13 protein-coding genes are annotated in these 15,085 nt (G+C 71.1%); 5 read left to right on the forward strand and 8 right to left on the reverse strand.

Annotated elements, in window-relative coordinates; all coding sequences use genetic code 11:
* Positions 1 to 16: 16 nt before the first annotated feature.
* The 3 genes from R6U01_RS14115 to R6U01_RS14125 all read left to right on the forward strand — a co-directional run bounded on the left by R6U01_RS14115 (position 17) and on the right by R6U01_RS14125 (position 2,956).
* Positions 17 to 2,092 (forward strand): cation:proton antiporter, encoded by a 2,076-nt coding sequence (locus R6U01_RS14115; protein WP_410287083.1) that lies wholly within the window; start codon positions 17 to 19, stop codon positions 2,090 to 2,092.
* An 81-nt stretch (positions 2,093 to 2,173) separates the two neighbouring features.
* Complete coding sequence (locus R6U01_RS14120) at positions 2,174 to 2,500, forward strand: hypothetical protein (protein ID WP_410287084.1); 327 nt, start codon at positions 2,174 to 2,176, stop codon at positions 2,498 to 2,500.
* A 129-nt stretch (positions 2,501 to 2,629) separates the two neighbouring features.
* Entirely contained in the window at positions 2,630 to 2,956 is a 327-nt protein-coding gene (locus tag R6U01_RS14125; RefSeq protein WP_410287085.1) for a NifU family protein, read from the forward strand.
* Positions 2,957 to 3,018: 62 nt separating this feature from the next.
* Here the strand turns inward: R6U01_RS14125 and R6U01_RS14130 are convergent, their stop codons facing one another.
* From R6U01_RS14130 to R6U01_RS14140, 3 genes are all read right to left on the reverse strand, one after another.
* Positions 3,019 to 6,909 (reverse strand): glycoside hydrolase family 97 catalytic domain-containing protein, encoded by a 3,891-nt coding sequence (locus R6U01_RS14130; protein WP_410287086.1) that lies wholly within the window; start codon positions 6,907 to 6,909, stop codon positions 3,019 to 3,021.
* Positions 6,910 to 7,134: 225 nt separating this feature from the next.
* Positions 7,135 to 8,583, reverse strand: a complete 1,449-nt coding sequence (locus tag R6U01_RS14135; protein WP_410287087.1) for a DUF402 domain-containing protein — start codon at positions 8,581 to 8,583, stop codon at positions 7,135 to 7,137.
* The gene (locus R6U01_RS14140) at positions 8,580 to 9,005 is read right to left on the reverse strand and encodes a hypothetical protein (protein WP_410287088.1); all 426 of its coding nucleotides are present in this window, start codon (positions 9,003 to 9,005) and stop codon (positions 8,580 to 8,582) included. The genes R6U01_RS14135 and R6U01_RS14140 overlap by 4 nt, the downstream gene beginning before the upstream one ends.
* A 119-nt stretch (positions 9,006 to 9,124) precedes the next feature.
* Between R6U01_RS14140 and R6U01_RS14145 the strand changes: the two genes are divergently transcribed.
* On the forward strand, positions 9,125 to 10,135 hold the full coding sequence (locus tag R6U01_RS14145) for a PrsW family intramembrane metalloprotease (protein WP_410287089.1): 1,011 nt from the start codon (positions 9,125 to 9,127) through the stop codon (positions 10,133 to 10,135).
* A 24-nt stretch (positions 10,136 to 10,159) separates the two neighbouring features.
* Here the strand turns inward: R6U01_RS14145 and R6U01_RS14150 are convergent, their stop codons facing one another.
* From R6U01_RS14150 to R6U01_RS14160, 3 genes are all read right to left on the reverse strand, one after another.
* A complete protein-coding gene (locus R6U01_RS14150) occupies positions 10,160 to 11,140 on the reverse strand; it encodes an ROK family protein (RefSeq protein WP_410287090.1) in 981 nt (326 codons plus the stop codon).
* Between the two features lie 63 nt (positions 11,141 to 11,203).
* Complete coding sequence (locus R6U01_RS14155) at positions 11,204 to 11,662, reverse strand: universal stress protein (RefSeq protein ID WP_410287091.1); 459 nt, start codon at positions 11,660 to 11,662, stop codon at positions 11,204 to 11,206.
* 57 nt (positions 11,663 to 11,719) lie between these two features.
* The gene (locus tag R6U01_RS14160) at positions 11,720 to 12,658 is read right to left on the reverse strand and encodes a hypothetical protein (protein WP_410287092.1); all 939 of its coding nucleotides are present in this window, start codon (positions 12,656 to 12,658) and stop codon (positions 11,720 to 11,722) included.
* A 138-nt stretch (positions 12,659 to 12,796) separates the two neighbouring features.
* Between R6U01_RS14160 and R6U01_RS14165 the strand changes: the two genes are divergently transcribed.
* Entirely contained in the window at positions 12,797 to 13,390 is a 594-nt protein-coding gene (locus R6U01_RS14165; RefSeq protein ID WP_410287093.1) for a histidine phosphatase family protein, read from the forward strand.
* 18 nt (positions 13,391 to 13,408) lie between these two features.
* Here R6U01_RS14165 and R6U01_RS14170 read toward each other — a convergent pair whose 3' ends face one another.
* Together R6U01_RS14170 and R6U01_RS14175 are read right to left on the reverse strand one after the other, a co-directional pair.
* The gene (locus R6U01_RS14170) at positions 13,409 to 13,792 is read right to left on the reverse strand and encodes a DUF5611 family protein (RefSeq protein ID WP_410287094.1); all 384 of its coding nucleotides are present in this window, start codon (positions 13,790 to 13,792) and stop codon (positions 13,409 to 13,411) included.
* A gap of 121 nt (positions 13,793 to 13,913) precedes the next feature.
* Positions 13,914 to 15,050: a hypothetical protein gene (locus R6U01_RS14175; RefSeq protein ID WP_410287095.1), complete on the reverse strand. Its 1,137-nt coding sequence runs from the start codon at positions 15,048 to 15,050 to the stop codon at positions 13,914 to 13,916.
* Positions 15,051 to 15,085 lie beyond the last annotated feature (35 nt).

Below are 15,085 nucleotides of genomic sequence, written 5' to 3' on the forward strand. Positions count from 1 at the left end.
GTTCGACCGTTCTCCCATGTTCCAGCATCTCCTCGCGTCCGTGCTCGCCCAGTCGCTCCCGTCGTTTCCCATCGAACGTCCCGTCATCGTCTTCGCGCTCGCGCTCGCGACGTTCCTCGTCGCCCCCCTCCTGATCGAGCGCGTCGGGCTGCCCGGGATCGTCGGCATCGTCCTGGTCGGCGCCGCGCTCGGACCGAACGGAACTGGGATCCTCGCGCTGACCGACGCCATCGTCCTCCTGGGGAACGTCGGGCTGGTGTACCTGCTGTTCACCGTCGGGCTCGAGCTCGACCTCCGCGGGTTCGCGGCCGCTCCGGAGGACGCCGCGCTGTTCGGGCTGACGAGCTTCCTGCTTCCGTTCGTCGTCGGCACCGCCGTCGGCGTGACGGTCCTCGACCTCGGGACGTGGGCCGCGCTCCTGCTGTCCGCGGTGTTCGCGTCCCACACGCTGCTCGCGTATCCGGTCGTCAACCGACTCGACGTGACGAAGAACCGAGCCGTCACCGCCGTCTTCGGGGGGATCCTCTTCACCGACACGCTGGCGCTCGTCGTGCTCGCGGTCGTGCTCGGCGCGGTCGAGGGCGACCTCTCGGTCGTCCTGTTCGGCCGGGTGCTCCTCTCGATCGCCGTGCTGTTCGCGGGGGTCTGGTTCGTGCTCCCGCCGATCGCCCGGTGGTTCTTCCGGAACACGAGCCAGGAGAGCTACTTCGAGTTCCTGCTGGTCGGGGCCGCCATCTTCGGCGCGGCCAGCTTCGCCGAGGTCCTCGGGCTCGCGGACATCCTCGGCGCGTTCGTGGCGGGAATCGCGCTCAACCGGCTGATCGCCAGGGGCGGACCGCTCATGAACCGGATCGAGTTCGTCGGGAACGCCCTGTTCGTCCCGTTCTTCCTGCTGTACGTCGGGATGTTGGTCGACCCCGGCGTCATCCTCGACGGCCCGCGGACCCTGTTCGTCGCCGGGGTCATCATCGGCGTCATGCTCGTCACCAAGGTGGCGGCGTCGGGGCTCGTGACCCTGGTCCAGGGCTACGACCGCAACGAGTTCGGCGTCATCACGGGCCTGTCGGTGGGGCAGGCGGCCGCCGCGCTGGCGATCACCCTGATCGGCTTCGACGTCGGCCTGTTCGGGACCGACGTGCTCAACGCGGTCGTGCTGATGATGCTGGTGGCGGCCGTCGTCAGCCCGTGGCTGACCGAGCGGTACGGCACCCGGGTAGCGCTGGCGGAGGACGTCGAGCCCGGGGACACGCGGGAGTTCGACCCCCGGATCCTGCTGCCGCTGTCGACGGACGCCGAGAAGCAGCGGGCTCTCCTCGACCTGGCGTTCACGCTCAAAGACGACCTGACCGAGGCCCCGGTCCACCTGCTGACGGTCGTCCGACCCAACCGGACGCCCGATCCGGAAGCGGAGGTCGAGGAGGCGGAGGAATCGTTCGCCGACGCCGTGGACCACGCCGAGGCGGCGGAGGTCCCCGTGCGGACCGAGACGCGCGTCAACCACAACGTCGCGTCGGGGATCGTGCGCGCGACCACGGAGACCCGCGCGGACGTGGTGGTCATGGGCTGGGACGCGGGGCGCTCGCTGTCGAACCGCGTGTTCGGCAGCGTCATCGACCAGGTCCTCCGCCGGACGACCGTTCCCGTCCTCGTCTCGCGGCTTGGACATCCCCTCAACACGACGGACGAGGTGTTCGTCGTGATCCCCCCGGGCGTCGACCACCACGACGGGTTCTACGAGGCGGTCCACCTGCTCAAGCGGCTGACCGAACGGCTCGGCGCGTCGCTCCGCGTCTACGTCGTCGAGGACAATCCGCGCCAGTACGAGCGGCTGTTCGGGCTGGTCGAGCCCGAGCTCGACGGCGAGTTCGAGGGCGTTCCCGACTGGTCGACGCTCCTGACGCGACTCGAAGAGAACACCGGTCCCGACGACCTCGTCGCGTCGATCTCGCCGCGTCAGGGGGGCGTCGGCTGGACGCCGGCCCTCGCCGACCTCCCGCGGGACCTCGCGGCGTTACCGCCGCACTCGTTCGTCGTCGTGACCCCGCGTCAGAGCGACCTGGCGTATCCCGCCCGGTTCCTCAGGATCGACTGAGTCCGCTCGTCGCCCCGGCCCGGACACCGCTCCGCCGCCCGCCCGCGACACCCTTTTTCGCGTCTCGCCCGAACGGGCGGTATGTCAGTCACCACGGTCGTCGGCGTCGGCGCCGCCGCGCTTCTCGCCGTCGTCGCGGTCGTTCTCGTGTACCGTGACGCCGCGCGCGTCGGCGTCGACCTCGGTTCGCCGCCGCTGTGGGCCGCCTTCGTCCTCGTCACCTCCGGCGCGAGCCTGACCACCGCCCTGCTCGTCCCCGACGCGCCGCTCCCCGGCGTGCTCGTGCTGGCCGCGCTCGGCCCGCTCCTGTACCTCCTCGAACGCGACGACGCCGTGCACGGCGACGAACCCGCCGACCCAACCCGTCTCCCGAGTCAGTCGGAGCGCGCCGACGACCGCGACGAATGACCGACGGCGAAACGAAAATCGGTTTCGGAGCGCGGCTTCTGCGGGATCGACGGTGACACAGTTCGTTTCGTCGATTCGGTTGGCTCTGAAACCGCAAGCTTCCATAGGCTCGGGTGCCAACGTTCATCAATGAGCGACGAGAGCCTCGCGGACCGAGTCGAGCGGTGGATGGTCGGACAGATGCCGATCATCCAGATGCATGGCGGCACGAGCGTCGTGCGCGAGGCCGACCCCGAGAGCGGCGAGGTCGTCGTCGAGCTCGGCGGCACCTGCTCCGGTTGCGGCATCTCGAACATCACGGCCGACAACATCCGCCGCGACCTGATCATGGACTTCGACGAGGTCGAGAACGTGACGGTCCGGACCGCCTCCTCGGGCGACCAGGGCGCCTCTACCGTCGAGGGCGGCCGCGGCGGCGAGCTGAAACACGAGACCGAGTCCGCGAACCACTTCTGAGACCGGGGGCCTCCCCGCCCCGTCCGCTCGCTTTTCGACGCTCGTCGCGACGTACCGGCCCGCTACAGCGACGTGAACGGCAGCGTGGCCAGCGAGTCGGGGCCGTAGTCCAACGCCTCGGACTGGCTGACTTCGTCCGGAGGCACCAGATCGATGACGCTCGGGGCGTTGTCGACCGCGTCCTCGCGCGCGCCGCCGAAGACGAACCCGCCGGCGTTCACCTGTACGTCGCGGAACGCGCCGAAGTCCTCCGAGCCGACGACCGGCAGCGCCTCCCACTCGGAGAGGTCCGGATCGCCGAGCGCGGACTTCGGAACCGAGAGGACCGCGACGTTCGACTCGAAGCTGGCGAAGACCTCCGGCGTGCCGAGCCGGTTCCCGTCGGCGTCGACGATACCGACGTCGAAGCCGCTCGCGCCGATCCGGTACTGCCACGGGTCGGCGAACTCGGCGGTGATCCCGAGCCCCGACTCTCCGCCGAGCTCGGTCGTCCGCCCCCCGTCGGCGGACGGATCGCGCAGGTAGACGACGAAGTAGTGCGGGGAGAAGGTCCCGCCGAAGGCGGCGTACAGGGTCTCCACCTCGAAGGCGAACCGGTACTCCTCGTCCGTCTCCAGCACGCGGACCGAACGCAGGTCGAACGCGCCGTCTCGGAACGCGCCGTCGGTCGGGTACACGTACTCGCCGGGACCGGTATCGTCTCCCCGCGGGTCGGTGAGCTCGGCGACGAGGTCACCGAGCGTCACCGTGACGCGGCCGGACGCCAGTTCGGCTCCGTCGTCGGGCTCGCGGACGACGACGTCGAACGTGCCGACCCGCGCGATGCTGAAGCCGAGGGTGACCGTCTCGTCCGTCGCGTCCGGCGGAAGCCGGACGTTGTCGACAGCGGCGACCTCGCCGTCGACGACGATCTCCACCGTCGTCCCGCCGATGTAGTCGCCGTCGTTGGAGCCGGTCGCGGTGAGGAAGGGCTCGTCGAAGTCGGTCTCGGCGGCGATACCGACGGTCAGGTCCTGCTCCGGGCGCTCGTACTCCGGGAGCCGGTTGATCTCGCGCCCCCGTGCCGCCCGCAGCCTGACGGCCGTCCCGCCGCTCGGCGCCATCGACGCGAGCAGGGTCGTCTCGGGATCGACGACCGCCTCGTCGATCCGGACGCCCGTCGGAGCGGCGTCCACGCCGGCACCGACCGCGTCGGAGTGGATCTCGGCGACGTACTTCGGACCGCTTCGGTCGTTTCCGGTACCGGTTCCGTCGTCGCCTCCCTTCCCGCCGGAGTCTCCGGGGGCGAGGAAGTCCAGCGGGACGTCGACGGCCCGCCCGCCGCCGTCGGTCATGGCGCCGACGTACCACTCCTCGCCCGCCCGGCGCGCGATGGCGATGTAGTCGCCGATCGCGGAGCCGACGACGCGCGTCTCGTCCCAGCCGGCCGCCGGCACCGACTCGATGAAGCCGAACTCGGGCTCGGCGTCGAAGTTCTCGTTCTCGGGGACGTACCCCTCGTACTCGGCCGGCACCGGAGAGGGATCGCCCGACTCCGTGACCGCGAGCGCGTTGAGGTTGAACCCGCCGACGTCGCCGGCGAAGCCGTCGTCGCCCTCCGCGTAGTCGAGCTCGATCGCGACCTCGGTGTCGCCGGCGTCCAGCTCGACCTCGGTCGTGAACAGGTCCCAGTCGTCCCAGTAGTCGGTGAACCCGGGCTCGATCGTCTCGCGCTCGTCGCCGACGCGCAGGGTGGCCCGCGGGCCGCCGGCGTCGATCACCCGGCCCGCGTTCTCCTCGGGGGCGCTCGCGTACCGGAGGTGGAGGTCGTACGTCCCCGCCGCGGGGACGTCGCGGACGGTGAACGAGACCGACGACCCGCTCGGCGCGCGGTTCGGGTCGACGGCGACGAAGTTGGTCCCGAACGCGTTCCGCCACGTGTCGTCGGTGACGAGGCCGTCGAGGTCGCCGGCGGCGGCCTGGAGCCCCTCGCCCACCGCGAACGTCTCGTCGACGTACGCCTCGATCCGGTCGGCGGCCATCTGGAGCCCGCTCAGGTACGTCGGGTACATCGCGAGCTGTTTCGCGCGCGTCGTCTGAATCTGGTCGCCGCGGTCGTCGTTGAAGGTGAGATCGAAGATGCCCGGCTGGTAGCTCACCGGCCCCGCGAGGTTGCGCGTGAACGGGAGCGTGACGTGGTGGCCGCGACCGACGTTCGAGCCGAGCTGGCCGAACCCGTCGTACTCCTGGGCCTTGACGACCTCGCGGTTCGCCACGTTCGGGTAGGTGCGGATCTCGCCGGTCGGCTTGATCCCCTCGTGGATCTCCAACAGCTGGCGGTTCGCGGCGGCCTCGCGGATCACCAGCCGGTGGTGGTTCACCGCGAGCTGGTTGTGCTGGTTGTGGGTCGGCGCCGAGCCGTCGCCGTCGATGCCGAGCCCGGCGTCCGAGACGTAGCCGTTCTTGATCGAGTTGATGCCGACCGACTCGTACCCCGCGAACGCGTCCCCGTCGAGGATCGCGTCCTCGTAGTTCGGGAGGTTGCCCGCGGTCTCATTATGGATCGTCATCTCGACCGGCTCCGGCAGCGACGCGCCGAAGTCGGTCGCCTCCCGGACGTCGAAGTCGGGATACGAGTCGTCGACGCCGAACTCGAAGCCGGAGCCGTCGCCCGGATAGGTGTCCCACCCCTCGTTCCACCCCTCGACGAGGACGCTGTCGATGCCGTTCTCGCTCGCGAACCGCATGTACCGCTTCATCCGCTCGGTCCGGGCGCCGTGGACGTAGGCGGCCGGGTTGCCGTCGTCGGCCCTGACCTCCTCGTCGGTCTTGTACTCCCAGTTCGCCGACCCGGCGATCATCGTCCACCAGATGCCGACGTACTTGCGGGGCTCGATCCAGTCGGTGTCGGGCGCGCCGCCGACGGTCGGGAGCGCCGACTCGTCGAGCGGGTCGGAGAGCAGGGGGACGAGCTGCGACTCGATTAACCCGCCCGGTCGGTCGACGAGCTGGACCGTCCGCCACGGCGTCGCCGCGGGGAGCTCCAGCGACGCCTTCGTCCCGTCGGGGAGGGGGGTGAGCGCCGTGCGGAACGCGGTTCCGCCGCCGTCGTCACGGGGGGCGAGCGTCGTCGCGGCGTAGTCGTCGAGGTTCGCCTCGTGGACGCTCAGGTACGCGTCGCCCGCGTCGACCGTCAGCGGGGTGTGCGCGCCCTCGCGGATCGGGGTGTCGGTCGGCCGCGTGGGCCGGGTCCCGCCCGGGATCTCCGAGAGCGGCGTCTCCGCGTACTCCTGCTCGAACCGCGGGTTGGTCACCTCGTTTCCGATCCACCACGCGTCGTAGTCGTCCGCGAACGCGACGCCCGTGTTCTCCGCCTCGATCACCGCCCGCTCGGCGTTGCTCGCGAACCCCTCCCCGAGCACGACACGCAGGCCGATCCCGTCGTCGAAGACCCGGACCTGGAGGGTGGCGCTCCGGCCGTCCACCGCGTCGGCCCCGCTGACCTCCGTACTGCCTTCCACGTCGCCGTCCGTGAGCCCGATGCGCAGGGCGTTGTACTCCGCCGACACCTCGTCGAACGCCCCCCAGACCGGCTCCCACTGCTCGGCGTCGGCCTCGCGCTCGGTCCCCGTGACGGTCAGCGGGACGGCGCCCCCGTCCGTCGCGCTCGACGCGCCGAACGACGCCTGGTTCCGGAAGTCGAAGCCGAGGGACGACGGCTCGACGTACGTCGTCCCGCCGCGGACGACCTCGTAGGTCGGGATCCCGTCGGCGACGTCGACCGTCACCGCGATCGATCCGTCCGGGGACTCGACCGTCTGGACCGGGTCGTCGTCGCCGTTCGCGACCGTCTCGGCGTCCGCGGCCGAGACGTCTCGCGAGTACGCGGCCGCGGCCACCAGCGCCCCCACGCTCCCGAGGAACCCCCGCCGGCTCGTCTCCTGAAATTCGTGCTGTGATTGTTTTTCGCCCATTATGCGTTCGCCATGTATGCGATGATTTATAATGTTATTGTAACGAACGAGAGGTGTTTCGTCCGTCCGTATTCGGGATAAGAACACGCGGGGTCGGGACGACCCGAGAGAGGGACGGGACGATCCGAAACGGCGTTCGGACGCTCCGTGGCGACGTCGGACGCTTCGAGGTGACGCCGGGACGCTCGGCGACGTCGACTGAGGGCCGCGGCGATCCGGTACTGTTTATAAGGCGTTCTCCAGCGCGGACGCGACGCTCCGCGCCTTCTCCGCCAGCGGCTCCGGCACGTCGCCGGTCGCTTCCGCGTCCCGCAGCTCGTCGTCGTCGAGGCGCTCGACGGTCCCGTCCGGGCGCTTCACCACGTCGACGTGGAGGTCCACGTAGCGCGCGGCGTCCGGGAACACCTCGACCGGGGTACAGACGTTGACGTAGGTGCCCCGAACCGTCCCGTCGCGCCCCCGGTACGTGGTCGGGTACCACCACCGGCCCTCTTTCAGGCTCGTCTCGGCGATGTCTCCGGCCTCGCGCGCCACGCCGAGCCCGTCGTAGATGCCGCTGCCGGTCATCTCGCGCTCGAGGGTGACCGAGCCGTCCGCGTCGACGCCCGTGACGGTCCCCTCGCCGAGCGTGAGGAGCCGACCGTCGGGCTTCCCGTGGTCGATCCGGAGCGCGTCGCCCTCGCTCGGCCCGAACGCGTCCGTCACGACCCCGAACGGGAACGCGGCGTCCGGGTCCGGCTCGCAGAGCGCCTCCGCGAGGTCGACGCCGGCCGACGCGTCCCCCGATCCCGCCTTCACCCGGTGGTGGCCCGGCATCGTCGCCGTCGCCTCGCGGCGCCGGTCGTCGAGCGCGAACCGGCTCTCGCGGCCGAACCACACCCACGCGCCCGCGGTCGGCGACGCGAGCGGCTCGTCGCGGACCCGCCCGGTGTCGTCGAGGACGCCGACGCCGCCGGCCGCGTCGACCGCGTCGCCGAGCCCCTCGGCCGCGGCGACGGCGCGCTCGAGTCCCGCCTCCAGCGCCTCCGTGTCGGCGTCGACCGCGGGCGGCTTCCAGACCGCCCGCCACCCGTCCGGCGGCTCCAGTCCGAGCAGGTCGAGCATCCCCGCCAGCTCCCGGGCGGCCTCGTCGTTTCGGACGTCGACTCGGGTGCCCGAGCCCGGCTCAAGCGCGACGAGCCCGTCACCGGCGCGCAGCGAGCCGTCCAGCTCGGGGCGCCGGTCCGTCCACGGCGCCGCGGACGCGCCGACCCGCACCCGGACCGGGTCCCCGGTCTCGACGCGGTCGTCGACGCTCCCGTACGGGAGGTACCCCTCGGCGGTCGCGCCGTCGCCGGCGCGGAGCCGCACCACCGCCCCGCCGCCGAGCGTCTCGGTCACCTCGCCGTCGAGGACGGTTCCCGGCGGCGTCGGGTCGGTCCACGCCAGCGCGTCGCGCCCCACGCCGCGCAGCCGATCGCGGAGCGACGCCACCGTCTCGGGGTCGCCGCGGACGCCGACGCCCTGCCTGTCGGCCGTCGTCTCGATCCGGACCTCCGGCGGCGCGTTCTCGAAGTCCGCCTCGAAGCGCCGGCGGATCGGCGGCGACGCGTCGACGACCTCGTGGCCCGCGTCGAGCAGGAACCGCGTCAGGGCGGTGGCGTAGATGCCGCGGACGCGGACGGCGGCGGTCACAGCTCCTCCGGGTCGCGGGCGAAGCGGACCCGACCGTGGATCGTCTCGCCGAGCGAGAGCTCGACGAGGACGGGGGCTTCGCCGCCGTCTTCGTCCTCGCTCTCGCCGTCTTCGCCCTCCGCCGTCCGCAACACCCGCCCGTCCTCGACCGGGACTCCCCACCCATCGAGCGAGAGGTACCCGCGGAGGTCGCTCCCGTGGGTGAACAGGTCGACGTCGGCGGTCGAATGCTCCTGCGTCTCGGCCGTGCTGTGAGCCAGCTCCATGTCGGAGTAGTACGGCCCCTCGGCGGCGAAGAACGCCCGCAGCCGGTCGGCGTCCGCGGCGACCAGCTCGGCGACGCGGTCGGAGGCGGTCGCGATCGCGTCCGCGTCGAGCCCCGCCTCGCGCAGCGCCTGCTGAGTCCGTCGGTCGAAGTGCATACCGTCCCTTCGGACGCCGCGGTTTCAACTCCATCGGCTCGGACCGCTCGCGCCGCGCGAGTTGTTTCGGGTCTCCGCCTCGGCCACGGCTTAAGTCACCGCGGGCCGAACCGAGCCGTATGTCATCCCCGTCGGACCCGGTCAAGTCGCGCGCCTCCGACGACCGCGACCTCTACGACGTGGCCACGTGGGAGGAGCGCACCTCCCTCGACGGCCTCTCGGTCGCGCTGTACTGGCTCATCACCCGGTCGGCGAAGGCGCTCGTCGTCTTCGTCGCCCTCTTGGGGCTCCTCGCCATCCTCGGATCCTTCGGTCTCGGGCTCGTCTTCGACCCCGCCGTCGCGATGCTCGTCGGCCTCTCGGCGATCCCGGCGTTCGGCCTCGCCGCGTACGTGTACGTCTCCGACGTCACGACCGCGGAGCCGCTCTCCCTGCTCGTGGCGACGTTCCTGCTGTCGATCCTCACCGCGACGTTCGCCGCCGTGCTCAACAGCTACGCACAGCCCCTCTTCGCCCCGTTCGGGTTCCTCGGATTCGTCCTCTTCTTCTTCGTGATCGTCGGTCCCGTCGAGGAGACGGTGAAGCTGCTCGCGGTCCGGCTGTACGCGTACACGGACGACCGGTTCGACGCCGTCGTGGACGGCGCGGTGTACGGGGCGATCGCCGGGCTCGGCTTCGTCGTCATCGAGAACCTCGTCTACATCGTCCAGAACGTCGAGATGTCGGAGCTGACGCTCGGGTTCGCCGTCCTCGGCGCGGGCGACGGGATCACGGCCCTCCGCGCGCTCGCGGGCCCGGGCCACGTCGTCTACTCGGCGTTCGCGGGCTACTACCTCGGGCTGGCGAAGTTCAACCCGGAGAACCGCGGCCCGATCGTCGTGAAGGGGCTCGTCATAGCCGCCGTGATCCACGCGCTGTACAACACCCTCGTCGGTCCGGTCACCTCGGTGGCCTCGGCGCTCACTCCCCTGTCGCGGATCTCGGCGCTGTTCGTCTTCGTCCTCCTCTTTCAGGGCGCGTTCGGCTACGTCCTCCTGCGCAAGATCTGGCGGTACCGGGACGCGTACCTGGAGACGCGGGACTCGGTCGACCCGAACGTCAAGCCGGAAATGACCGAGTTCGAGGACTGACCGTCGCCGCGCGTTTCACACCGATCAACTGGGCGGCGTCTCAACTCGCGAGCGGTCGCCCGTGCCCCCGGTGAGCGCGCTCGCGAGCGCTCCCTTCACGACGACCTCGTCGCCGAGTTCGGTGAGCCGGAACTCCGGGACGTTGATGAACACCATCTCGGCGAGCTTCTCGCGGATGGGGTCGAGCACGCGTTCGGGGTTGTTGAGCGCGACCGCGCCGCCGACGCTCACCACGAGCGGAGCGTACGCGTGTATCACGTTGGCGACGCCCATGGCGTTCCAGTGAGCGACCTGGTCGATCACGTGGTCGGCGAAGATGTCGTCGCCGGCCGCCTCGAACACGTCCACCGCGGAGAAGTCGGGGTCCTCGATGGGCAGCGAGGTCTCGACCGGGTCCTCAGCGTGGAGCTCGCGGGCGTACTTCGGGATGTTGTTACCGGAGCAGTACCCCTCCCAGTGGCCGTCGAGGCCGCACCCGCAGGTCATGAAGCCGTGCGGGTCGACGGTCATGTGGCCCACCTCGCCGGCGTTGCCGTCCCACCCCGAGAGCACGTTGCCGTCGACGGCGACCCCCGCGCCGATCCCCGAGGAGATCGTGAGGTACACCATGTCGTCGGGGTTGCGCTCGGCGTGGAACCGCTCGCCGATGACGCCGGCGACGGTGTCGTTGTGGAGGTGGACCTCGTCGGTGTCGAGGAGCTGGGAGACGGGTCCCACGAGGGGGATCCGCTCGACGGTGTCCGGGAGGTTCGCCGGCCCCTGGACGACCCCGGCCGCGAGGTCGAGGGGACCGATCGAGCCGATCCCGGCCGCGACGGCCTCGGTCGGGTCGATCTCCGCGGCCGAACACGCGCCGCGGACGACGCCCAGCACGGCCTCCGTCACGGCGATCCCGTTCGGCCCGCGGGGGGTGCCCCGCTCGTCGGAACCGAGAATCGTCGCCGTCTCGTCGCCGACGACCGCCCGGACGTTCGTCGCCCCGAGGTCGACGCCCACGTAGTACATCGGCTAAAATCGCGTTCCGGTATCACTTAAGCGGGACGCTTCCCGAGACGGTTCGCCGCGCTCTCAGGCCGCGACCTCGCGCACGAAGGTCACGGGGCACGGGGACGAGAGCATGACGTCCTGCGCGATGCTCCCGAAGACGGCCTTGCCGGTCGGCGACCGACCCCGTCCGCCGACGACGATGCGGTCGGCGCCGACGGCCGTGGCCGTCTCGACCACCTTGTCGGCGTGGTCGCCGATCTCCCCGCGGATCGAGTACCGGACGCCGGCCTCGGAGAGCGCCTTCGCGATCGCCCGCGTCGTGGTGTGTCGCTCCGCGACGGCGTCCGGCGTCGAGCCCTCGCTTGACTCGTTTACGCCGAGTTTCGCCCGGACCCCGTCGAACTCCTCGTCGGTGAACACGTGGGTCAAGACGACCTCCGCGCCCGCGGGCTCGGCGACCGCGATGGCCTCCTTCGCCAGCTGTTCGGTCCGCTTTTCGTCCTCGGTACCAACGGCAAGCAGTACTGTCTCTATGCTCATACCCCTACTTCGCCGCCTGCCGGTTTAAGACTGTCGAAGTTTTAACTCAGTTCTGAATTAATTTTCACTTGATCGATCCTGACGTTCCTCGCCCGGATTCGTTCCGGGGAATTCGGCCGTTTCAGCCTTTTGAACGCCGGAACCGGCCGGTCTCTCGTCCGACGATCCGGACTCGGTCGCGTCCGACCGGCTCGGCGGCTCCACGAACAGCGGCTCGCCCCACGGTCGCCCGTAGTCGACGACCCAGAATCGGCCGCGGTAGGCGCCGACGTTCTCCGGTTTGAGCTCGTCGAAGTGGAACCGGTCGCGATAGGGCGCCAGCGCAGCCCGCATCCGGTCGAGCGCCTCCTCCCGGACCGCCTCGTCCGGCGGGACGTCCGCGCGCGGCATGACGATCCAGTCCCCGTCGCCGTCGCCGTCGAGGACGGGGAGGAACGGGTGCGACCCGATCGCCGACCAGATCCGGCGCTCGCGGCGGTTCTGCAGGCGCCCGTCGCCCATCTCCGCGGACGGCCCGTACCGCGCCAGCTTCGCGACGAGGGGATCGTCGGCGACCGTTCTCGACCCCGCGTCGGTCACGTCCGACCCGTTGCCGGTCACGTCCGGTTCCCGAGGCGTCGATTCGGCTCCCTCACCGGTCGTCTCCACCTCCCAGCGGATCGACTCGGGGATCCCGACGGCGACGCGGCCCGTACCGAACCCGACGACCTCGGCTCCCGGCTCTGACTCCGGGCGAGATGCGTTCGGCTCGGTCGCCCCGGTGAGGTCGTTGAGCTCGGCGATCAGGTCGTCGAGGACCTCGCGCTCGCCCGGCGCGAGCTCGTGAAAGTAGGTCCTCGCCTCGCCCGCCGGCCACGACCACGTCCGACCCGCGTACTCCCACTCCGTGTCCTCGACAGCGACGCGGTCGAGCGCGGTCCGACGAGCCGCCCGCAGACGGCGAGCCGCGATCGACAGCCGGTCGGCGACCGGAGCCGGGATCGGGTCCTGGCGCATTCGTTCTCTCTACCCGGCGAGTCGTCAATAGCCTGTCGTCCCTGATCGGCCGTCGACACCCCGTCGTCGGTCGTCGGTCCCTTCCGCACGCCCGCCTCCCAGCGAAACCTCCTTGCCGCGCGCTCCCCTCTCTCGGCCGTGAGCACGCTGTTCGTCAGACACGGGACGACCGAGTGGAACGAGGTCGGTCGGATCCAAGGGTGGGCGCCCGTCGGCCTCTCGGACCGCGGACGTGGGGAGGCCGCGCGGGTCGCCGACGCGCTCGTCGAGCGCCACGCGGTCGACGCGGTCGTCGCCTCCGACCTCGCGCGGACCATCGAGACCGCCGAGCCGATCGCCGCGGCCGCCGGGGCCGAGGTGGAGACCGACCCGCGGCTCCGCGAGCGCGACTTCGGCGTCTTTCAGGGGCTCTCGTCCGACGACTTCTTCGAGCGATTCCCCGCCTTCGACCTGCTGGAAAACGGGCGGGCAGCGGCCGAGCGCGCGCCCGAGAGCGGCGAGAGCTGGCTCGCGGTCCGCGAGCGCGTCCTCGACGCGGCCGCCGACCTGCGCGCGCGGGAGGAGACGGTCGTCGCCGTCACCCACGTGAACCCGATCCGGCTCCTCCTCGGCGAGCGCCGCGGCCTCTCGGTGGTCGAGTCGCTCACGGGGCTGTCGGTCGACAACTGCTCGGTCACCGCGGTCGACGACGAGGGCGGGGTCGTCCGCGCGAGCGACCGATACGACACGTAGCGGGGGCAGTCGGTCCGTTCAGTAGTCGGGGGCGTCGTCCTCGACCTCGCGCTTCAGCGAGTCGCGGCGGGACTTCGCGTCGCGCCCCGTCGCCTCCAGCAGGAACTCGTTTTTCGCGTCGACCGCGTCGGCGGCGGCGTCGGCGTTCCCCTCGGCGATGACGTCCTCGGCCGGCCGCTCCTCGAAGTGGACCGCGAGCTTGTCCTTCTTGCTGCCGTACTCGGCGGTGCCGGCCACAATCCGTTCGAAGACGGGGTTGTCGGGGTCCTCGACGACGTACAGCTCGTGGCCCTGCCACTCCTCGGTCCCGCTGACCTCGCCGAAGTACTCCTCGATGGATCCCTTCAGGTCGGGCATGCGTTCGTCCAGATGCTCGCCGCGGCGCATCTTGTACTCCTTCATGCCGCGACCGTTCGACAGGGGGGCGTAAACCAGTTTCGTCACGGGGTCTTCAGGCCGTTGAGCAGCCCGTCCGACGCCGTCGGTCCGGACGCCCGACGACCCGAGCCGAACTCCTCGCGAATCAGATCGGGCGTTCGGTGACGTATCCGCGCTTGCACTCGGGACAGATGTCGCCCGCGCGCATGGAGTTGCCGTCGGACTCCCGGGTCATGCCGCACTCGGGACAGTGGTACTCCGTCGCCGTCTCCGACATCGACGTCTCGAGATCGGGGCTCTCGGGACGGGTGATCCCGGTCCCCGCGTCGATCGACTCCGCTTCGCCGTCCCGCTGTTCCGCCCCTCCGCCGACCCCGTCGCGATCCCGCGCCGGCCCCTCGACGTACTCCGCGTCCGCGTCGTTCGAGGCCGTGTCGGCGGCCTCCGGCGTGAGCCCCGCGCCGAACTCGACGGCGTCGCCCGCGTCGCCGTCGCCGACTTCCGCGCTGAACCCCTCGTCCTGCCCGTGCTGTTCGGGCCACGGCGTCGTCGCGGTCGGCGCGTCCTCGGGCTCGTCGACCTCCGGCCACGCGCCGCGCTCGCGGTCGGTCGTCGGCTCGTCCTCCTCGTCGAGGATCACGCCGTCGTCCGTCTCCGCGCGCTGTTCCTCGTCGACCGGCGACTCCACGTGCTCGACCTCCGGGTACTCCGCGTACTCGTCGCTTCCGCCGAGCGAGCCGGCCTCGTCGTCCGGTCCCGACTCGAGGAGCTCCACGCCGTCGTCCGTCTCGCCGACGGGCCCGCCTTCCGCGTCCTCGTCGGCCGCAGCCGTCGCCCCCTCGTCGACACCCGGATCCGCGACCCCGTCGTTCGCGGCCGTGGCCCCGTTCTCGGCGCCCGTTTCCACGCCCCCGGCCCCGTCATCGATGATCACGGCGTCGTCGACGTCCCCGTCGACCGGCGGGTCGGCGTCGGCGACTCCGGCGTCCGTCGACGCGGGCCCCACCGGGACGTCGTCCGGGCCGACCTCGTCGGTCGCAGCTGGACCGCCGCCGACGCTCTGGTCCGTCGGAGCGGTCGGTCCGGCCCCGGCGGCGGCCTCGTCGGCCAGCTGCTCCATCGTCGTGACCTCGGTGTTCTCGCTCACGACCTGCGTCTCACCGCAGCGAGCGCAGGTCTTCACCTCGGTGACGGTCGTGACGACCTCGTTCCCGTCCTCCTCGCGCTCGCGCCGTAGTTCGGGCTCGCCGAAGTCGTGCCCGAGCAGACACCTGAGTCCCATTATGCCAACTCTGCGGTGCCGAAGGTAAAAAAACG

It is taken from the genome of Halorubrum sp. (assembly GCF_046498025.1).
In the GTDB taxonomy this organism is placed as follows: Archaea; Halobacteriota; Halobacteria; order Halobacteriales; family Haloferacaceae; genus Halorubrum.